This window comes from Parafrankia sp. EAN1pec (assembly GCF_000018005.1).
Taxonomy (GTDB): Bacteria; Actinomycetota; Actinomycetes; order Frankiales; family Frankiaceae; genus Parafrankia; species Parafrankia soli.
Genome location: NC_009921.1, coordinates 606,808 through 626,172, shown reverse-complemented (window position 1 = coordinate 626,172; position 19,365 = coordinate 606,808). Strand labels below are relative to the sequence as shown.

At 70.5% G+C, this 19,365-nt stretch carries 13 protein-coding genes and 5 pseudogenes; 9 read left to right on the top strand and 9 right to left on the bottom strand.

From position 1 onward, the window contains the following. Positions 1-377: 377 nt before the first annotated feature. Positions 378-1,006 (top strand): annotated as a pseudogene (locus FRANEAN1_RS42935) (transposase); the annotation flags it as partial. A gap of 369 nt (positions 1,007-1,375) precedes the next feature. Here the strand turns inward: FRANEAN1_RS42935 and FRANEAN1_RS02595 are convergent. The 3 genes and pseudogenes from FRANEAN1_RS02595 to FRANEAN1_RS42930 all read right to left on the bottom strand — a co-directional run. Then, complete coding sequence (locus FRANEAN1_RS02595; protein WP_020458190.1) at positions 1,376-1,654, bottom strand: hypothetical protein; 279 nt, start codon at positions 1,652-1,654, stop codon at positions 1,376-1,378. A 596-nt stretch (positions 1,655-2,250) separates the two neighbouring features. Beyond that, positions 2,251-3,090, bottom strand: coding sequence for an SAM-dependent methyltransferase (locus FRANEAN1_RS02590; RefSeq protein ID WP_020458189.1), 840 nt, complete (start codon positions 3,088-3,090; stop codon positions 2,251-2,253). A gap of 205 nt (positions 3,091-3,295) precedes the next feature. Beyond that, positions 3,296-3,654 (bottom strand): annotated as a pseudogene (locus FRANEAN1_RS42930) (integrase); the annotation flags it as partial. An 87-nt stretch (positions 3,655-3,741) separates the two neighbouring features. On the opposite strand from FRANEAN1_RS42930, the pseudogene FRANEAN1_RS38050 reads away from it, so the two are divergent. After that, a pseudogene (locus FRANEAN1_RS38050) lies at positions 3,742-4,081 on the top strand (SAM-dependent methyltransferase); the annotation flags it as partial. Between the two features lie 222 nt (positions 4,082-4,303). Here the strand turns inward: FRANEAN1_RS38050 and FRANEAN1_RS02585 are convergent. Continuing rightward, complete coding sequence (locus FRANEAN1_RS02585; RefSeq protein ID WP_041253634.1) at positions 4,304-4,972, bottom strand: response regulator transcription factor; 669 nt, start codon at positions 4,970-4,972, stop codon at positions 4,304-4,306. Continuing rightward, positions 4,969-6,234 (bottom strand): histidine kinase, encoded by a 1,266-nt coding sequence (locus FRANEAN1_RS02580; RefSeq protein ID WP_157472286.1) that lies wholly within the window; start codon positions 6,232-6,234, stop codon positions 4,969-4,971. Before FRANEAN1_RS02580 ends, FRANEAN1_RS02585 begins: the two co-directional genes overlap by 4 nt. 301 nt (positions 6,235-6,535) lie before the next feature. On the opposite strand from FRANEAN1_RS02580, the gene FRANEAN1_RS02575 reads away from it, so the two are divergent. From FRANEAN1_RS02575 to FRANEAN1_RS02565, 3 genes are read left to right on the top strand one after another with little or no spacing between them, the layout of a single operon-like run. Further along, positions 6,536-7,222, top strand: a complete 687-nt coding sequence (locus tag FRANEAN1_RS02575) for a DUF2306 domain-containing protein (protein ID WP_020458185.1) — start codon at positions 6,536-6,538, stop codon at positions 7,220-7,222. Continuing rightward, the gene (locus FRANEAN1_RS02570; RefSeq protein ID WP_020458184.1) at positions 7,219-8,052 is read left to right on the top strand and encodes an ABC transporter ATP-binding protein; all 834 of its coding nucleotides are present in this window, start codon (positions 7,219-7,221) and stop codon (positions 8,050-8,052) included. Before FRANEAN1_RS02575 ends, FRANEAN1_RS02570 begins: the two co-directional genes overlap by 4 nt. Beyond that, complete coding sequence (locus FRANEAN1_RS02565) at positions 8,049-10,574, top strand: FtsX-like permease family protein (RefSeq protein WP_020458183.1); 2,526 nt, start codon at positions 8,049-8,051, stop codon at positions 10,572-10,574. Before FRANEAN1_RS02570 ends, FRANEAN1_RS02565 begins: the two co-directional genes overlap by 4 nt. 42 nt (positions 10,575-10,616) lie before the next feature. On the opposite strand, the gene FRANEAN1_RS02560 is transcribed toward FRANEAN1_RS02565, so the two are convergent. Together FRANEAN1_RS02560 and FRANEAN1_RS02555 are read right to left on the bottom strand one after the other, a co-directional pair. Continuing rightward, positions 10,617-11,222 carry a response regulator transcription factor gene (locus tag FRANEAN1_RS02560; protein WP_020458182.1) on the bottom strand — a complete coding sequence of 202 codons (606 nt, stop codon included), beginning with the start codon at positions 11,220-11,222 and terminating at the stop codon, positions 10,617-10,619. After that, complete coding sequence (locus FRANEAN1_RS02555; RefSeq protein WP_347176957.1) at positions 11,219-12,091, bottom strand: histidine kinase; 873 nt, start codon at positions 12,089-12,091, stop codon at positions 11,219-11,221. The genes FRANEAN1_RS02560 and FRANEAN1_RS02555 overlap by 4 nt, the downstream gene beginning before the upstream one ends. A 77-nt stretch (positions 12,092-12,168) precedes the next feature. Between FRANEAN1_RS02555 and FRANEAN1_RS38040 the strand changes: the two are divergent. From FRANEAN1_RS38040 to FRANEAN1_RS02545, 3 genes and pseudogenes are all read left to right on the top strand, one after another. Beyond that, positions 12,169-12,297, top strand: a pseudogene (locus tag FRANEAN1_RS38040) (SAM-dependent methyltransferase); the annotation flags it as partial. A gap of 88 nt (positions 12,298-12,385) precedes the next feature. Beyond that, on the top strand, positions 12,386-12,913 hold the full coding sequence (locus FRANEAN1_RS02550; protein ID WP_347176956.1) for a hypothetical protein: 528 nt from the start codon (positions 12,386-12,388) through the stop codon (positions 12,911-12,913). Between the two features lie 337 nt (positions 12,914-13,250). Next, positions 13,251-13,592 carry an Lsr2 family protein gene (locus FRANEAN1_RS02545; protein WP_020458179.1) on the top strand — a complete coding sequence of 114 codons (342 nt, stop codon included), beginning with the start codon at positions 13,251-13,253 and terminating at the stop codon, positions 13,590-13,592. 606 nt (positions 13,593-14,198) lie between these two features. On the opposite strand, the pseudogene FRANEAN1_RS02535 reads toward FRANEAN1_RS02545, so the two are convergent. Then, positions 14,199-15,256: pseudogene (locus FRANEAN1_RS02535) on the bottom strand (integrase core domain-containing protein). Between the two features lie 144 nt (positions 15,257-15,400). After that, complete coding sequence (locus FRANEAN1_RS02530; RefSeq protein WP_347177195.1) at positions 15,401-16,936, bottom strand: helix-turn-helix domain-containing protein; 1,536 nt, start codon at positions 16,934-16,936, stop codon at positions 15,401-15,403. 1,187 nt (positions 16,937-18,123) lie between these two features. Between FRANEAN1_RS02530 and FRANEAN1_RS02525 the strand changes: the two genes are divergently transcribed. Further along, a complete protein-coding gene (locus tag FRANEAN1_RS02525) occupies positions 18,124-19,179 on the top strand; it encodes a pentapeptide repeat-containing protein (protein ID WP_347176955.1) in 1,056 nt (351 codons plus the stop codon). The last annotated feature ends 186 nt before the right edge of the window (positions 19,180-19,365 follow it).

The following is a 19,365-nucleotide window of genomic DNA, read 5'->3' as shown; positions in this document are numbered from 1 at the left end:
GACGGCAACCCAATTTCCGCATGTTCACCGGTCTGGTGACGAACCGCACCCGTGGCAGGGCAAACTCGGATGCGCCGGTTCGCGCGGCCGGGCCATGACGCTCGTCGAGATCTCGGGGAGAAGACGTTCCATGATCTGCTCGCGGGGCTGACGAATGGGCGGGCTTCGTGCGTAGGCGGAGGTCGCGCACCCCGGCCGACCAGCGGTCGACCTGGGCGTCGAACTGGTCGAGCGCGGTGGCCGCGCTGCCCTCGTACTCCCAGGTCTAGTAAGATCCAGCTCCCGCCCGTCGGCAGGTCACACTCAAGTCGAGGTTCAGGCGCCCCGTAGGCACCTACCGATCGGAGCCGGACGTCTGTCGGCGGCACGAGGTCGCGGTGCTGCGCCGTACCCAGCCCAAGCCTCGCTGGGACTGGGCGGACCGCGCGGTGCTCGCCGCACTGATCAGGGTTCTCCCCAAGACGCTGCGAGCGCACCGACCGGTCACTCCCGGCACCGTCCTGCGGTGGCACCGCCGTCTGATCACACGGAAATGGACCCACCCCCACAGGACGGGACGACCACCGGTCAGCACGGAGATCGCGACCCTCATTGAACGGCTCGCGACCGAGAACACGACATGGGGGTACCAGCGGATCCAGGCGAGCTCCTCAAGCTCGGCCACCGGGTGGTCGACTTCTTCCATGTGGACTGCGCCGTGACGCTGCGGCGGTTGTACTGCTTCTTCGTCCTGGACGTCGGCACCCGCACCGTCCACATCCTCGGGGTCACCACCCACCCGGACGGACCGTGGACCACCCAGCAAGCCCGGAACCTCCTGATGGACCTCGGCGCCCGGGCGGCCGACTTCCAGGTCCTGGTCCGTGACCGGGCCGGCCAGTTCACCGCATCGTTCGACGCGGTCCTCGCCGGCGCCGGCATCACCGCCGTCAAGATCCCACCCCGAACCCCGCGGACGAACGCCTACGCTGAGCGGTTCGTCCGCACGGTCCGGACCGAGGTCACCGGTCCTGCCTGCGATGGCTGGGTGGCTATGCCGCCGAGATCGTTGCCGCGTACATGACCACCTGGGTGGACTCCCGACAAACCAGGTGGGGGTAGGGATAGCCCGCGGCGGGGAGGGCAGGAGCATCGGCGTGATGGCGAAGTGGGATCGGACTGTGGATGGTGTGATCGGCATGTTGGCGTCATGCCTGATGCCGGTGGTGCAGCGCTGGGAAGTGAGCAGGGCGTGTCGATGGTCACGTTCGGTGTGGCGCTGGCTGGGCCGCCGCGTACCGCACGGGAATGGGCGAGCGTGCTGGATACGCTGACCGCGTAGTATCTCGTGATACTGCTTGCTTTACGTGTTAGATCCCGGGGGTTCCCGGTGCGATCAGCCAGTGTGGTCGGTGGGAATCCGGCGCGTCGCACGTAACCACGCGACCAGCCTCTGTGCCTCCGCGTCGTCGTCGTTGGCCTCCTCCACCGCGATCGAGGCGAGTCCGGTGATGTCATCGACCCGTCGACCGGCCCTGCGCGCTTCGGTGACGAACCGCAACGAACTCGGCCGCTCCACCCACAGGGCGTACTCGATGGGTCCAAGACCCAGGTAGTCGTGCAGCGCGACGGGACGACCAGCCGGCGCGCCGCCGGCCTTGTGCCACCGGTCCACCCAGCCATCGACATCCTCCAGGAACGCACGTCCTCCCAGCGGGGCGGTTCACTCTCACCGAGGCCGGCTACGCTGGGCTCGCGGCTGCGGTCCCCGGCCACGTCCGAACCGTCTGCGAGCTGTTCATCGACGTCCTCACACCCTGCGAACTGAGCGCGCTCATCTGCATCGGGCGTCGCATACAGCCGCGCCTCGACCCCCATGGCACGTGGCCGCGACCAGAGCGACACGCCAACGGAGACCATGACCGCGGCGCGCTGGAATCCTCACCAGGGAATCACGAACCAGGGCATTCAGGCTGACCTCCGGGGGCTGCCATAGTCACTCTTCCTAGCTGCCTGCTGGCTGACCCTGTGGGGGTCCGAAATTCGGGTTTCGGCCTGTGAGCTGGTCTTCTGTGGCTGACGTGATCGTCCGGGGGTGTCGTCAGGCGGCGTTGCGGTACTCGTTGATCAGCCCGCCGAGGATGCGTGTGCGGCGGACGGTGGAACCCCGGGCCGGACACAACGTCGACACACCCGTCGACCATTCATGATCGACGGGTGTGTAATAGCGGACTTCGTCGATGCAACAACGCCCAACAGAGTCCCTGTGGGCTACTTGCGTCCTACCCCGCAGTAGCCGCAGACCTCGGCATCGGACAGGTGTTCCGCGGTGCCGTCAGGGCGCCACCGGTGGATGACCTGCACTCCTGGATCGACCAGCGTCAGTCCGTCGAACAGCCGCTCCACTTCCGCGCGGCTACGGAACTGGCACTCCAGGCCCCGCTCACGGTAGCTGGTCTCGATGCGTCGAGCGCTGGGATCGAGGTCGGCGGTGCCGTGACTGAGAACGAGGTAGCTGCCAGCGGGAAGAGCATCGAGGAAGCTGCGGACGATGGCGTAGGGTGCGTCGCCCTCGACAAAGGGCAAGACCGCGAGAAGCGACAGCGCGACAGGGCGGGTCAAATCGAGGGTGTCGCGCAGCGCCGGGGCGGCCAGAATTTGATCAACGTTGCGTACATCGGCGTCGAGGTAGACAGTGCGCCCTTCGGGGGTGCTGGTCAGCAACGCCCGGGCGTGAGCAAGGACGATCGGGTCGTTGTCGGCGTAGACCACCCGGGCGTCCGGGGCGATGCCCTGGGCGACCTCGTGCAGGTTCGGGCTGGTCGGGATGCCCGTCCCGATGTCCAGGAACTGCCGGATGCCCACCTCACTGGCCAGATACCGGATCGCGCGGACCAGGAAGGCCCGGTTCTCTCGAGCGGCATCACGCAAAGTCGGGAAAACGGCGATGGCTTGTTCGGCGCCTTCCCTGTCGGCCGGGAAATTATCCTTCCCGCCAAGATAGTAGTCGTACATGCGCGCAGAGTGCGGGGCGTCGGTCCGTAGCTCGGCCCTGTCCACCTTGTCTACCAGGGTCTTCCAGCGACGGTGACCCGTCGGAGTGTCGCTCACGCCCCGCCCTCCCAACATCATCAGTGATGTTCAGGTTATCTCTCCGCGCTCGCTGTGGGCCGGGGGGCCTACGATCCCGCCGGGAGGCAACCAAGAGCCGAGGACCCCCAGATTACGGTGCTTCGTCCGCGGACCGTACTGGTAGGTGGGCGACGTGGTGATGGCGTGCGGCGTGGTGGTGGGTGTGCCACCGGAACGCACTGCCGCGGTCGCGGGTCAGATATTTTGCCTGTGCCCCCGCGTCTTCGGGGTCCATGGCCTGGTGCCGGGCGGGTTGCGTGACCCAGGCGGCGGTGGGGTGCGCTGTGGCGCCGAGGACCCGTACGTGCCTGGGATCGTAGGAAGGCGGCCCAGGTGGTGTGGTCGCGTTCGGGGAGGGGCTCGATACTGTAGCTCTTTCAAGATCTACCACACGGTGGAGGGTGCGATCTTGATGCCGAGCGCTGCTGGTTCGCCGTGGATGCGGGGATACCCCCATGAGGGGTTCTCGTGGGCCAAGCGCAGTACCAGAGCGTGTATCGAACGCACGGGGCGTGGCCGTCCGGGACGTTTGGGTCTGTCGGCCGAGCAGGAAGCGCCGCGCCGTCTATGTACCAGAGCACAGCAAGACGGTCATCCTCGGATTGCATGTGCAATCCGAGGATGGTACTGATCGTCCTCGCCCACGCCCGGGCGCTGCTCACCAGCACCCCCGAGGGCCGTACCGCGTACCTGGACGCCGACCTGCGCGAACCCGAGAAGATCATCGGTTCGCCCGAGGTCCGCCTCTCCGCGCTGGCGCCCGGCAGCTATCTCGCCCTCACCCACTGCACGGCGGACGTCGCCCCGCAGGAAGCCGGGCGGCTCGTCGAGATCTACCGGGCGCGGGGCATCCCGCCCGCTCACCACGCGGACCCGCGCCGAGGTCGAGGGGTTCTTCGATGGGCTCGAACTGGTCGAGCCGACCGACGCCCAGGTCAGCTGGTACGGCGGCATCGCCCGCGTGCCCTGACCGTCAGAGCGGTGAACGGGTCCGCTCCCCCGGGCCCCGGGGCGGTAGGTCACGCCCGGGCCGACAGCAGGCCGAGGTCAAGAGAAGGCCCTGCCTTCGCGGGGCTGCGACGGGCGGCCGTCGACACCGACGGGCACCTCACCGGCGATGGTGATCCGGTGCATGAACCGCTCGAAGCCGGGATGGCCCAGGTCGCCGGGGGGAAGGTGGGCGGTGTGCGGGTCAGGGGCCGGGGGCCGTCATGTCGACGAACCCGGCGCGGTACGCCCACACCACCGCCTGGGTGCGGTCCCGGACACCCAGCTTGCTGAGGATCCGCTTGACGTGGGTGCGGACCGTCTCGACCGACAGGTTCAGGACGGCCGCGATCTCGGTGTTCGACCTGCCCTCGGCCAGTGCCCGCAGCACCTCCGCCTCCCGGTCGGTCAGCTGGTCGGCCCGCGTCAGCAGCTCGCGGTCGGGCACGCGACGGCGGGCGAGCGTGACCAGCAGCCGGCGGGTCACCGCGGGGGCGACCAGCGCGTCGCCCCCGGCGACCACCCGGATGCCGTCGATCAGCTGCTCAGGGGTGGCCCGCTTGAGCAGGAAGCCGTCGGCGCCGGCGGCGAGGGCGTCCTCGACCACCTTGTCGACGTCGAAGGTGGTCAGCACCAGGACCCGCGGCCGAGGATGCGGCCAGCTGGTGATCTGGGACGTCGCCCAGACTCCGTCCCGACGGGGCATGCGCACGTCCATGAGCACGACGTCGGGCCGGTAGCTGCGTGCCGCCAGCACCGCCTCCTCTCCGGTGGCCGCCTCGGCGGCGACACAGATGTCCGGCTCGGCGTCCAGCAACGCCCGCAGCCCGCTGCGCACCAGGCCGTCGTCGTCGGCCAGCAGCACGGTGATCACGAGCCGGTGGCCGGGTGCGTCGGGAGGGTGGCCAGCACCCGGAAGCCGCCCTCGACGGGTCCGGCCTCGAACGACCCGCCCTCGAGCCGGGCCCGCTCCCGCATGCCGATCAGCCCCCGGCCCGGCACCGGGGAGGCGAACCCGGCGCCCTCGTTGAACACCTCGACCCGGATCTGGTCGGCGACCCGGCTGACCCGAACGCGGATCCGTCCCGTGTCGGTGTGCCGGACGGCGTTGGTCAGCGCCTCCCGCACGATCCGGTACAGCACCCGCTCGCTGCCCGCCGACAGGTCGACGGGTTCGGCGTCGAGGTCCACCTCCCGCCCGGTGGCGCGGATCCGGTCGGCGAGCGCCGCCAGTCCTTGGGCGCCCGCCTGGCCGTGGGCGTCGTCCGGGTCGTCGTCACTCACGTCGAGGCCCCCGTCGCCCTGGCGCGGGTCCTGGACCGGATGCAGCACCCGCAGCATCCGGTCCAGCTCGCCCAGCGCTTCCCGGCCCACGTTCTCGATGTCGGCGAGCGCCTGCTGGGCGAAGGCCGGGTTCTCCGCGAACAGCCGCCGCGCGACGCCCGCCTGCAACACCATCACGTTCACGGTGTGGCCCAGCGCGTCGTGCAGCTCGCCCGCCAGCCGGCCTCTTTCCTCGTGCAGCAGGCGCTCGGCGGCCAGCGCCTGCTCCCGTGCCTCGCCGCGAACCTGGGCGTGCTGCGCCGCGGCGACCGCGCGGCGGCTGCGCGCGGCGTCGCCGCCGACCGTCGCGATGAGGAAGGACATCGTGATCCCGGCCATGTCCTCGACCGTCAGGGCACCGCGGTCGAAGAGGGCGTAGCCGCCGACGGCCATGACGCACAGCGCGGTGCTGGCGATCCGGACACCACGGCCGCCCACCGAGAAGCAGCCGAACAGAGCCAGCCACGCTGGCCACTGGACGGCCACGACGGCGTAGCCGGCCGCGGCGTTGACCGCGACGATCGTCGACGTCACCGCCATCGCGGCGAGCGGCGCGGCCTGCCGCCAGGCCAGCGCCAGCGCGGACACCGCGGCCAGCGCCGCCGTGACCGCGTCCGGCGGGTGGTAGGGCGCCCGACCGGACGAGACCAGTGTCACCGTGATCGTCGCGACCGCCAGGCCGATCGCCAGCCAGACGTCGGCCCGGTACGGGCGCGCGCGCCACAGCGGATGGCCCGGACGGGCTCCGGGCGAGGCGGCGCCCTCCCGGGGCAGCGGGCCGGGCGGGACGGACAGGACGTCGGAAGCGACCATGGCCGAGGACACAGCCCATCGTGACCGGCTTCGCGGCCGTGACGCCATCCCCAGGCCGGGCAGCCAGCGTCACCCGCGCGGGTGACGCCGAGGGTGACCAGACGCGGGCCGATACGACCCGCCAGGGTGTCGACCCCCGGTCCCCCGCCCGGCGACCCTGACCGAGGCGCTGGTCGCCCAGCGCAGGCAGACCGCCACGGCCAGCCCGGTCCACAGCCTGTCCGCCCCCCCCCCAGAGCTGCCCCGAGCCGCTCCAAGCCTGCTCAGAGCCCGCCCCCTGAACCCGTCCCGGAGGCACCCGATGTCCACCCTGGCCTCTTCCACCGGCCCCGCCCGCGGCCGGGGCCACGCCGCCGCCTGGTGGTTCGCGCTCAGCGCGGTGGCCATCGCGCTGTTCGCCCCGCTTCCCTACCTGACAACGTCCCTGACGGCCCTGGCCGAGCAGGACAGCGACCTGGCGCTGAACTACGTCGACCGGCCGACGCCGATCCAGATCGCGTTCTACCTGCACGTCGCGTTGGGGGGACTCGCCCTGCTGCTCTCGCCTGTCCAGCTCTCCGCGCGGGTGAGAGCCCGAGCACCCAGGCTGCATCGGACGGCCGGACGGATCACGCTCAGCGCCATCCTGGTCGCCGGGGTCGCGGGAGCCGTGCTGTCGTCGGTGAACCTCGCGGGCCCGGTCGGCACCGCCGGCTTCGGTCTGCTGGCGCTGTTGTGGGTGAGCTTCGCCGTCGCGGCGTGGCGGGCCATCCGCCACCGCGACGTCCCCGCCCACCGGCGCTGGGCGCTGCGGGCGTTCGCCCTGACCTATGCCGCGGTGACCCTGCGGCTGTGGCTGGGGGTGCTGATCGCCACGCAGACCGGGCTGGCGGGCACCGACGCCGACGTCGCGTTCGGTCGGGCCTACCACGTCGTGCCGTTCCTGTGCTGGGTGCCGAACCTGCTCGTCGCCCAGTGGTTCCTCACCCGGCGGGAGGTGTCGGCATGACGGCGGCGGTGGCGCTGCGCGGCGTCAGCAAGGTCTACGGCCGACGGACCGCCGCCGTGACGGCGCTCGACGACGTCACGCTCGCCTTCGTCTGCGGCACCTTCACCGCGGTGATGGGTCCGTCGGGCTCGGGCAAGTCGACGCTGCTGCAGTGCGCGGCGGGTCTGGACCGGCCGACGGCGGGCGAGGTCTTCCTCGACGGCGAGAACCTGGCCCGGCTGAGCGAGAACGCGCTGACCGTGCTGCGCCGGGACCGGGTCGGCTTCGTCTTCCAGGCCTTCAACCTGGTGCCGTCCCTGACCGCCGAGCTGAACGTGGCCTTGCCACTGCGGCTGGCCGGACGGCGGCCGCGCCGGCGCGAGGTCCGGGAGGTGCTCGAGGCGGTGGGCCTGGCCGACCGGGGCCGGCGCCGGCCGGCGGAGCTGTCGGGCGGCCAGCAGCAGCGGGTGGCGATCGCGCGGGCGCTGGTGACCCGTCCGTCGGTGCTGTTCGCCGACGAGCCCACCGGCGCGCTGGACTCGACGACCGGCCGCGAGGTGCTGACGTTGCTGCGCGGACTGGTCGACCGGGACGGTCAGACCATCGTGATGGTGACGCACGACCCGGTCGCCGCCTCCCACGCGGACCGGGTGGTGTTCCTGGCCGACGGTCGGCCCGCGGGCGAGCTGCGCGATCCGACTCCGCGGACGGTCGCCGCCCGGCTGGCCGGCCTCGAGCCCGTGGCCGAGGCGGCCGAGGCGGCCGAGGCCACGGCAGCGGCCGTGACGCGCGCCAGAGCGGGTGAGCCGCCGAGCGGGCGTCTGACCGGGCCGGTGGGTGAGCGGCCATGATCCGGCTGGTCTGGCACACCGTCCGCGCCCGCAAGGGCAGCCTGGTGGGCACATTCGTCGCGCTGACGCTCGGCGTGGCGCTGCTGGCCGCGATGGCGCTGACCCTCGTGAGCAGCGTCGGGGGCGGCGGGGGCCGCCCGACCTGGTACGTCGATGCCGACGTGGTCGTGGCGGGTGGCGGCATTGTCAGTGTCACCACCGGTTCAGGCGAGGACCGGGAGACGGCCTCGCTGCGTACCGCCACCGCGCGCGGGCTGCCGAGCGGCCTGCGCGACCGTCTGGCCGGCCTGGACGCTTCCCTGGTGCTGGACTTCGCGGCGTACGCGACGGCGCCCGGCGCGCCCGGTGACACCGTCCGCCCGTGGTCGGCCGCCGCCCTGCACGCCTACGGGTGGGTCGCGGGCGGGCCGCCCCGTGGTGCTCGGGACGTCGTGCTCAGCGCCCCGACTGCCCACCGTCCCGGAGCCGAGATCACCGTCGTCACCGGGCGCGGCGTGGAGCGCTTCGTGGTCAGCGGTGTGCTGCGCACCGACGCCCCGGCGGCGCTGTACACCGCCGACGCCGTTGCCGAGGAGCTCGCCGACGGCCGCGTCGCGGCGGTCGCGCTGAACGCGCCGGGCGCCGGCCCAGCCGGCGCCAGCACGCCCGCCGTCATGTCGTTGGCCGACGCCGCCCGCGCCGTCGTCGGCGACACCGCGCTCGAGGACGGCTCCGTTCAGGTGCTCACCGGCGACGACCGGCGCCGAGCCGAGCCGGACCCCGACGCCGAGCGGCGGACGGAGGCGGTCGCCCTGCTCGCCGCCACCACGGGGCTCGCCGGCTTCGTGTCGATCTTCGTGGTCTCCGGGACGTTCGCCTACGCCGTGACGGCCCGGCGCCGTGAGTTCGGCCTGTTGCGGGCCGCCGGCGCCACGCCCCGCCAGGTCTTTCGGATCGTGCTCGGCGAGGCCCTCACCGTCGGTGTGCTCGCCTCGCTGGCCGGCGGTGCCCTGGGAGCCGCGATCGCCCCGGACTTCGCCGCGCGCCTGGCCCGCACCGGGTTCGTGCCCAGCGACTTCACCGCCCGGTTCGTCTTCTGGCCGGTGGCCGCCGCGTTCGGGACCGGGCTGGGCGTGGCCCTGCTCGGTGCCTGGGTGGCGGCGCGGCGAGCGGGGCGGGTGCGCCCGGTCGAGGCGCTGCGCGACGCGGCGGTGGACCGTCGGCCGATGACGACGGCGCGCGCGCTGGCCGGCCTGCTCGCTCTCGGCTGCTGCGTGCCGCTGGTCGCGGTGCTGGTGGCGAACCCGAGCGCGGACGCCGTCGCGCTCATCATGATCACGGCGCTGTTCCTGATCGTCGCCTGCGCGATGTTCGCTCCGCTCGTGGTGCCGCCGCTGGTGTCGCTGCTCAGTGCCCCGCTGTCGGGGTCGTCGGGGGCGGTGGGCCTGCTCGCCGGCCATGGCGCGCGGGCGGCCGTACTGCGCACCGCGGCGACCGCGGCGCCGATCCTGGTGACCGTCGGGATTGCCGGCTCCACCCTGACCGGGCTCGGCACCCTGCAGGCGGCGACGCAGAACGCGGCACGGGAGCGGATCACGGCCGAGGCACTCACCATGCCCGTCACCGGGAAGGGGCTGCCCGACGCGAGCGTCGCCGCCCTGCGCGAGGTCCCCGGGGTGAGTGCCGCCGTTCCCGTCACCGAGAGCCGGGTCTACGTTCGGGACGGCGACGAGCCGGAGGGCTGGACCGGCTACTACGCGTCGGGCGCGGACCTCGCCGCCGTACTCGACGTCCCCCTGGTCGCGGGATCGCTGGCCGACCTCGCCGGCACCGACACGGTCGCCGTTCCGGAGGGTCGCTGGGAGCTCGGCGAGACGGCCGAGCTGTGGCTCGGTGACTCGACGCCGGCACGGCTGCGGGTGGTGGCCGTCTTCGAGAGGCAGCTCGACCTCTCGGAGACCGTCCTGCTGCCGTCGCGGCTGCGCGACCGCCACGCCCTCCCGGGGGCCGACGTCGTCTACCTGCGGCTGGCACCGGACGCGTCGTTGGAACAGGTACGCGCGGCTGCCGCCGCCGGTGCCGGAACGGTGGTCGACACCGGGAGCTACCTCTCGGCGGCGGGCGAGGAGGAGGCACGGGTGAACCGGCAGGCGTCGGTCGCCATGCTCGGCCTGTCGCTCGTCTACACCGGCATCGCGATCGCCAACACCCTCGTGATGGCGACCCGGGACCGCGCACGGGAGTTCGCGACCATCCGGCTCGCCGGTGCCACCCGCCGTCAGGTGCTGTGGGTGGTCGGCACCGAGGCGGTGCTGGTGACCTGCATCGGGGTGCTGCTGGCCGCGGTCGTCACGGCGGTCACGGCACTCGGTGCCCGCCACGGCCTGGCCGACATCGCGCCGTCCGTGCCGCTGGCCGTGCCCTGGGCTCCGCTCGCCGGGATCGTCCTGGCCTGCCTGGTCACGGCCGTGCTGGCCAGCGTGATCCCGGCCGCGCTGCTGCTGCGTCGCCGCCCCGCCGAGCTGGCCGGCGTCCGCGAGTAGGCCCGCCGGCGCGGGCATGATCCCTCGCGGGGCCGCCTCCGGTCAGATCCAGCCGCGGACGCGGGCGAGCTGGACGGCCTCGTGCCGGTTGACCGCGCCCAGCTTGGCGACCGCCGACGACAGGTAGTTGCGCACGGTGCCCCGCGACAGCGACAACCGTGCCGCGATCTCCTCCACCGGCGCGCCGCCGGCGGCCAGCTCCAGCACCTCCGCCTCGCGCGGCGTCAGCGGGCTGTCCCCGGCCGCGATCGCCTCGGCCGCCAGCTCCGGGTCCACGTACCGGCCGCCGCCGTGCACCACCCGCACCACGTCGGCGAGCACCTGCACGGACACGGTCTTGGGCAGGAAGCCGCGCGCTCCGGCGGCGAGCGCCCGCCTGAGATAGCCGGGCCGCCCGTGGCTGGTCACGATCACGTTGGCGCACGCGGGCAGGTCGGCGTGCAGCGCCTGGGCGACGGCAATGCCGTCCAGGCCGGGCATCTGCAGGTCGAGCAGCGCGACGTCGGGGCGGTGGAGCCGGGCCGTCGCCAGCGCCTCCGGCCCGGATGCCGCCTGCGCGACCACCGTGATGTCGTCCTCCATGGACAGCAGCACCGCCAGCGCGCCGCGGATGAGGTTCTCGTCATCGGCGAGCAGCACCTTGATCATGAGCCCGCCTCCAGCACGATGGCCGCGCCCCGCGCGGGCGGCGGTGTCCCGACCGGGGCCGCGCCGTGCGCGGCGTCGGCGGGGACCGGGAGCCGCGCCTCCAGGACGAAGGAGCCACCCGGTTCCCGGGCCGCGGTGAGAACGCCGCCCAGGCCGGCGAGCCGCTCCTCGATGCCGGCCAGGCCGCTGCCCGCCCCGGGAGCGGGGGGTGAGCCGCCTGGCCTGGTGGCGCCTGCCGGGACTGGCGGAACGCCGTCGTTGGTGATCCGCAGCACCGCGGTGCGCGCGTGACCGGGGCCGTCGCGTACCTCGAGGTCGATGGCGCAGGTGGTGGCCTCGCTGTGATGGATCACGTTGGTGGTCGCCTCCCGGACGACCCACCCCAGCGCGGCCTGCGCGGAGGGAGGCAGGGCCTGCTCACGGCCGTCCCGGCTGGCCGCGCCGGTGACCTGGCAGGCCACGCCGGCCGAGCGCAACAGCGACTGGGCGCCCGCGAGCTCCGCGCCGAGGTCGGCCAGGCGCGCGGCGAGTTCGCTCTGGACCGCCATCAGTGAGAGGTTGTAGCCGAGGACGTCGTGCAGGTCCCGGGCGAACCGCAGCCGCTCCTCCGCCACGGCCAGGCTGGCGTGGGCCGCCCGCGAGCGGTCGATCTCCCACACCACGCCGAGCATCCACGTCGAGACCCGGTAGGTGAGCGCCACCAGCACCACTGTGTACGCGTAGAACATGGCCGCCTCGACCGCCGCCGTTCCCGGCGCGTTCCCGGGCCCCGTCGTTCCGGCCGCCACGGCCGCGACCAGCCCGCCGGCGCCGGCGGCGCCCAGCGCCACACAGCCGAGCAGCGCCGGCGTCCGCAGCAACGGCGCCACCGCCACCACCGGGTCATGGGGTCCACAGTGGCATGGCCACGGCGCGCCGGAACGGTTCAACGCGATCTTCCCGCATCCCGGAGCGGATCCTGGCCTCGAAGGAGGTCCGAGACACGTTGGACCTGTCTCGGCCGGTGGCGTTGACGCTGATCGCGGTGCTGCATTTCGTGCCCGACGAGGCCGACCCGCTCGGTGTGGTGCCCCGGCGGGGCAGGTGTTCTTCCACGTGGTGATGCGCCGCAACGCCACCCGCGAAATCGTCCAGGTCAACTTCCAGACCCACACCGGGCGAACATGGGCGGTGTTCGGGAACCACTGGCCGTCCCGGTCCGGGGGCAGTACGAGTCCGCCGGCTACCGGGCCATCGCCGGGGAGACCCTGGCCTACTTCCACCAGCGGGTCCGCGAGGAACACGGCCAGGACACCGCCGCGCTGGCGATGGGCGACTTCAACGACGAACCGTTCGACACCTCCCTCGTCGCCCACGCCCTCTCGACCCGGCAGGCCACCCGGGTGATCAACGCGGACACGCCGCGGTTCTGGAACCTGATGTGGCCCGCCGCCGGCGCCCCGGGGGGCACGTTCTACTTCCAGAACGAACCGAACCTGCTCGACCAGTTCCTCGTCAACGCGACCATGGCCCGCCCCACCAGCCCCCTGCACGCCAACCCCGACAGCGTGCAGATCCTGCGCTTCCCCGAGCTGGTCCACACCGGCGACTACCCGCGGCCCCGTCCCTTCGGCGGCATGGGCGCCGCCGTCGATGAGACCGGCTACTCCGACCACTTCCCCATCGCCATGACCGTCACCGAAACCGACTAACCTCGCCAACCACAGTCATTCGCGTGGCGACCGGCCTCCCTCTCCCGGCCGGTTCATCCGGTCAGCGGACACGATCAGCAGTGGCTTGCATCAGGGCTGTCACACCCGGCGATGCCGGTCCATCGCGGCTGAGAGTGCCCTACACTCGGACCCCTCTTCCAGCCCCACGAACCGCCCACGGGTTCCACAAGCTGGATGCGGCGCTCCCAAGGAGGAAGCCTTTCTCATCATATTTAGCCGATCTCGGTGGCTGCGGCAGACCCATCCGGACAGTCACGCGATACGGTACGCAATACATCGCGGATACATGGTCCGCGAGTAGGAACGGGGAATACTCATGGCGCAGAAGACCGTCGTTTCGCTGATCGACGACCTCAGTGGAGAGACCGCCGACGAGACCGTCCGGTTCGGACTGGACGGCGCACAGTACGAGATCGACCTGTCAGAGACGAACGCCACAAAGCTGCGGGAGGCGCTGGCCTCGTTCGTCACGGCGGGCCGCCGTTCCGGTGGCCGCGCGGGCAGCGGACGGCGCGGCGTGCGCGCCTCCTCGCCGCGCTCTGCGAGTGCCGACCGCACCGCTGACATCCGCGAGTGGGCGCGCAGCAACGGCTACACAGTGAGCGACCGGGGCCGTATCGCGTCGACCATCGTCGAAGCGTTCGACAAGGCCCACTGAACACCAGTCCGGGATGACCGTTGGGCTGCCCACGGGGGTGCCGCACCGACGCTCTGCTAGATCGCTGGACAGATCGTGGACACGGGTTCGGCGAAAGGGGCCGGTTCTGGATCCGGGCTGGTCTCGATGCCGGGTTCGTGGTGGCCGTACTACCTCCGAGCGCACGATGCGGGCATCGCCAAGGTTGTGGTCCCGAGCGGGCCTGGCACGCGGCCCGCTCGGACCGGGATCAGCGGCGCCAGCCGCTTCCACAGCTCCTCCGCGATGACGGGGCCACTGGCGAAGAAGTTCACGCGCTAACTTCCGAAGGCCAAAGCGGCGGACTACGGCACCATTCTGCTGCTCGATAAGATGCTGGGTCCAGATCAGGCAACCCCGGCGAGCACTCGGCATCTTGATCAGCCTCGCAATCGCCGCCGTGCTCCGGGACGCGGCCCGCGAGGTCTTCCGCCGACTGATGGACGCGTGTGGGGCTCCAGAACCCCGATTCGGCCTGTGAGCTGGCCTTACGCGGTTGATGCGGTCTTCCCCGGCAGGCGGCGTTGCGATACTCGCTGATCAACCTGTGGGGTGCCAGAACTGGGCCATCGGCGCTGGCCTGGGGTTTTAGGCGGCCCGTTCGTACTCGTTGATCAAGCCGTCGAGGGCGGGTCGGCGCTTGATCCGTGTCGTCGTGACGTCGGCGATGGGGTGGTCGGGCCAGGGTGGTTGGAGCTGGAGGGCACGGTGTGGGCGTCGTCCGTTGTAGTCGGCCGCGTACTCGGCCAGAACGGTGCGCAGGTGCCGCTCCCCGACGATCAGCATCCGGTCGGTGACTTCCGTTCGGACCGTGCGGACGAACCGTTCGGCGTAGGTGTTCGCCCGCAGAGTCCGGGGTGGGATCTCGACCGCGTCGATACCGACATCGGTGAGAACCGCGTCGAAGGATGTGGTGAGCTGTCCGGCGCGGTCGTGGATCAGGAATTGGAAGTCGGCCGTCCGGTCGCCGAGGTCCATGAGGAGATTGCGGATCTGCTGGGTGGTCCATGGTCCGTCGGGGTTGGCGGTGACCCCGAGGATGTGCAGATCTCCAGGACGAAGAAGCAGTACAGACGCTGCAGCGTCACGGCGCAGTCGGCGTGGAAGAAGTCCACGGCCAGCATGGTCGATGCCTGCGTGCGCAGGAACTGTCGCCACGTCGTGTCGGTCTGGCGTTTCGGTGCCGGGGGCAGCCCGAGGGACGTCAGGACCCGGCGGATCGTGGAGGCGCTGGCCCGGGGGCCGAGTATGAGGAGCTCGCCCTGGATCCGCTGGTAGCCCCACGTCGTGTTCGGTCGCGAACCGTTCGTTGAGGGTCGCGATCTCCGTGCTGACCGGTGGTCGTCCCGTCCGCTGCGGGTGGGTCCATTTCCGTGTGATCAGACGACGGTGCCACCGCAGGACGATGCCACCGCAGGGCGGTGCCGGGGGTGACCAGCCGGTGTGCTCGCAGCGTCTTGGGCAGGAGCTGGATCAGTGCGGCGAGGACCGCCCGGTCCGCCCAGTCCCCCCGAGGCTTGGGCTGGGTACGACACAGCACCTCAGACCTCGTGCCGCAGCACGAGCAGCTCGATGTTCTTGGACGCCGACGAACGACCGAGGAGAACCAGCCACCCGCAGACCCGAACAAAGATCAGATAGAGCAGTCACACGGACACAGTTGACCACCATGCCGACCGCCGCGCTGTCACATCACCCCAGCTCACAGACCCAAGAAGACTTCTGGCACCCCACAAGCGCATCCGGTGACCGGACGATCTTCACATGGCCTATCGTGGCCATAATGTCGTTCAGGGTAGCGACCATAGGCGGATGGTGCTGTCGCTGCTGGTGCTTGCCAGCACGCGGCCGTTCGGGGAGAAGCGCACCGAGAGAACCCAGCCCTGGTAGCCGGTGAGTGGCGCGCCGATGGGCTCCGGGTTGGACAGGTCGGTCACGTCCCACAGTCTCACGGAGTTGTCGAACCCGCTGCTGGCGAGGGTGCCGCCATCCGGAGAGAATGCGAGTGACCAGACGCGGTTGGTATGCCCGGTGAGCGGTCTCCCGATCGGATGGGGGTCCTCTGGAACGGCGAGGTCCCAAAGTCGCACCAAGCCATCGGTGCTCCCGGTGGCAAGGAGCCGTCCATTGGGGGAGAAGGCGGCCACGTACGTAGTGGCGGGCGTTGACAGGGATTGGGCCAGCCGTTTAGGGGCCCCACGGTCGGCCATATCCCAGATCGCGATGGTCCTACTGAAGCCGGCGGCGACTAGGAGGCGGTTGTCCGCGGAGAACGCGACCGATGTCACGAACTCCATATCGCTGCTCAGCCGCACGAATTGCCACGGCCTGGCGCGGTTGGTCATGTCCCAAAGTCGCACCGTCGTATCGTCGCTGCCGGATGCGAGCGTGCGGCCATCCGCGGAGAATGCTACCGACCATATCGGTCCCGAGTCGTCGGTCAGCGCACGGCCGGCCGGCTTGGAAGCCCCGCTGTCGGTTATGTCCCACAACCATATGGACCCGTCCCAGCTGCCACCGGCTAAAAGACTCCCATCTGGCGAGAACGCCAGTGATGTCACCCCGTCGCGTGGGCCGGTCAGCGCAGGATCGATTCGGACGGGCGTGGCGGGATCGGCCATGTTCCACAACCACACTCCGCCTTTCCTGCTACTGCTAGCCATTACTTTCCCGTCGGGGGAGAACGCGGTGGACAACGCCCAGCCGGCCTGGTCGGCCAACGGGCGCCCGAGCGGCCGGACGCCAGGTTCACGCGCGAGAATCATGGCGAGAACGAGTACGGTACCGACCGCGCTGGAGAACAACACCACGATGATGGCCGTGGCGGATATACTCCGGCGGTTCCATCTCCAGCCGGCTCTGCGTGCGCCGCGAAGCCGGCTGTGCTCATTCTGTGTGGCTGGTCTTGGTGCGGAGTCGTCCGCGGCTGCGAGTGCTGGTGGCACCAGAGAGACCGGAGAGGTTGAGTACTCGACGCCTTCAACAGGATTGGTGTGCTCATGGTCGCCGCCTGCGGTGGGAAGTTCGATGCCGGCGCTCGTCGAGATCGACGCCGCAGTTTCCCAGAGTCTGAACAGGCGTGCGATTTCGTCCCCGTCGGCGCCGCATACTCGCGCGACGCGTTCGATGGTGCCGAACTCTACTGGCACGGACTGGCCTGTGCAGTAGCGCTGCACTGTGGATCTACCCGCGTTGACCTTTCGGCCGATCCATTCGTAACTCCGACCGCTGCGCTGCTTGAGTGCAGAGAGGAGTTCACCCAGCTCCTCGGAGGATGAGGCCGTCCTGACGGGTCTCCCTAGATCCCCATCCCGTGGTGAAGTCATGGCCAGCATGCTACCGACGGAAGGCGTCCGAGGATCTCCGCGTCCCAGCGCGCTGCGTTTCCGCAGGTCGCAGCCGGTCCGATGTCCCGGGACCCCAACCCAGCTTAGCCCGGTTGTCAGATACTGGGCGGCTCTGCGACGCTACTGAAACCGCCGGCGGACGAGGCTCTCCCAATCCTCGTTGAGGCGCGGCATATCAAATGACCCTGGGGCTTACGATCCTACTTCCAGAATCGGAGAGCCTCAGATTGGGTCCCGGTGGATCGTTGTCGAAGCGACTGATTCTCCGAGTTGACAGAAACGGTGCGCGGGAGTTAAGAAATGCAATCTTTAATGACAATCAAACTAGGCTGGAGGGCGGACTGGTGAAAGAATGGCCGCGACTCCCGCCGTCGTGCCTGCGACAGGTCTGGAAGCAGTTCGCGATCGTTGTCGGCGGAATCCTTCTGGCGCTCCTGGCGGCGGCGAATCTTCCCGGCCCGTCCGCGCGGCCGGCAGGCATCGGTGCTTCGGGGGTCATGCCGGGAGCGAGCGCGAATGCGACGGACCGGATACCACAGCTGTTACGCCGATACGCCCAGACTGCTGTCCCTTCGCTCCCTTCAGATGCCGCCCCGACCAGAGCCACCCGAGCTACGGTCGTTGTCCCCAACGTGGTCGGCCTGGACCTGCGGACGGCGGAGGGCCTGCTTTTCCCCTCGCTATTACCCAGTGCCATCGATGATCCAGCCTGGCGCGGACGGCGGACCGTCGGGCCGCGCTGGGTGGTCGTGACGCAAAAGCCGGTAGCCGGCAGCCAGGTGCCAGCGCTGACCACTATCGATCTGTACGCGGTCGAGCCTCGGGAGTCGGATTGAGTCCGCCCCGGCGGGCCTGGGAGGAGAGCGTCAGGGAGGCATTTGCCCGACACGAACGCACGGTGTCGAATTGCAGATATGGAAAGATCATCCGTGTCGGGATCGACTCGGTGTCAGTGGGGAACTGGTATGCATTTTTCCGCTAAGCGCGACTTTCTGATTACTGAAAGGAGAGTGGAGTATCCAGTCGCTGGGCGGCGGTTGCGGATCGCTACTGGGGCCGCAGCGTCGGGGGCTGCGCTGGCGACGGTGGGGATCTTCTACCTGCGCGCCTCGATGCACCCGTCTGGCCTCGGCGGAGAAGCGGAGACTCGGGCGATGGTGGAGTGCGTGTTGCTGATTGCGTCGGTCGCGCTAGCGACGCTGGCCGGCTACCGGGTCGCCGCGGACGGGATGCGACAAGCGTACGCGCAGGCATGGAAAGCGGGCATCCGGGAAAAGGACAGCAATGCCCACTTTTGTGCCCGGGAGTTCTTCGGCCGCGCGGTCGACCGGCTCGGCAGCGAGAACAACACGACTCGCCTTGGCGGGATCTACGCCCTGGAGCGGATCGCGATGGACTCACCGAGTGACCAGCGCGCGGTCGTCGAGGTCCTCTCCGCCTTCATCCGCACCCGCAGCACGGACCCCACGCTGCGGCCCGCCGTGTCCGGTCCGGTCGTTCCGCTGCGCCCTGCCGTGGATATCCACGCCGCGGTGGCGGTCCTGGGGCGTCTGTCCGTCCTCGACGGTGTCCCCCGCGCGGACTTGAGCGGTGCGAAGCTGACAGGTCCCGCCGCCCTGCACTGCATACAGGCCAGCTATGGCAACCTCAGCAACACCGACCTCACCGGAGCGGACCTCAGCCGCGCCCATCTGGGTCGGGCGGACCTCACTGCCAGCCGGCTGGGCGGCACGGATCTCACGGGCGCCTCGCTGAACGAGGCCAACCTCAGCTATACCTGGTTGGGCGGAGCGAACCTGACCCGCGCCCGGCTAAGCGGAGCGGATCTCACCGGTGCATCGCTAAGCGGAGCGGACCTGACCCGCGCCTGGCTGGACGGCGCGGATCTCACGGGCGCATCGCTAGGCGGAGCGAACCTGACCCGCGCCTGGCTGACCGAGGCGGACCTGACCCGCGCCTGGCTGGGCGGGGCGAACCTCATCACTGCGGTGGGACTGGTCCAGGATCAGATCGACGCGGCATACGGCGACGGGTGGACGCGGCTACCGCCGGAACTAACGAGACCGGCTTTGTGGACCTCGGCCGAGGCTGACGAGTACCGCCCGGCAGACCCACACCAGGTTGTCGGACAGTGGCATCCGGAGGTGCTGGCGGGGCAGGACAACGCCCTGTCCTCCCGGGACTATCACCACACGATCCTTCCGAAGGTCGTGATTGTGTGAGCGAGGCGCCGCACGACCTGGCCGTGTGCCGTGCGCCATGCTCCGGCGCCGATATGTCCGGTGCAACGCGCCTGCCCCCACGATGCCACCGGCTTGGACGGGGAGTGCCCGAGCCCCGGCTGCCACCCGGCAGCCTTGATCCGGATCGAATTCGATGCACAACCAGATCGCATCCATTGAGTGCCC

What these genes read in the sequence shown, in the direction of transcription:
- FRANEAN1_RS02570 (WP_020458184.1), top strand. Translation starts at nt 7,219, where the DNA reads ATGACGGCGGCGGTGGCGCTGCGCGGCGTCAGCAAGGTCTACGGCCGA.
- FRANEAN1_RS02560 (WP_020458182.1), bottom strand. Translation starts at nt 11,222, where the DNA reads ATGATCAAGGTGCTGCTCGCCGATGACGAGAACCTCATCCGCGGCGCG.
- FRANEAN1_RS02550 (WP_347176956.1), top strand. Translation starts at nt 12,386, where the DNA reads ATGGGCGGTGTTCGGGAACCACTGGCCGTCCCGGTCCGGGGGCAGTAC.
- FRANEAN1_RS02530 (WP_347177195.1), bottom strand. Translation starts at nt 16,936, where the DNA reads ATGACTTCACCACGGGATGGGGATCTAGGGAGACCCGTCAGGACGGCC.
- FRANEAN1_RS02565 (WP_020458183.1), top strand. Translation starts at nt 8,049, where the DNA reads ATGATCCGGCTGGTCTGGCACACCGTCCGCGCCCGCAAGGGCAGCCTG.
- FRANEAN1_RS02580 (WP_157472286.1), bottom strand. Translation starts at nt 6,234, where the DNA reads ATGGTCGCTTCCGACGTCCTGTCCGTCCCGCCCGGCCCGCTGCCCCGG.
- FRANEAN1_RS02575 (WP_020458185.1), top strand. Translation starts at nt 6,536, where the DNA reads ATGTCCACCCTGGCCTCTTCCACCGGCCCCGCCCGCGGCCGGGGCCAC.
- FRANEAN1_RS02545 (WP_020458179.1), top strand. Translation starts at nt 13,251, where the DNA reads ATGGCGCAGAAGACCGTCGTTTCGCTGATCGACGACCTCAGTGGAGAG.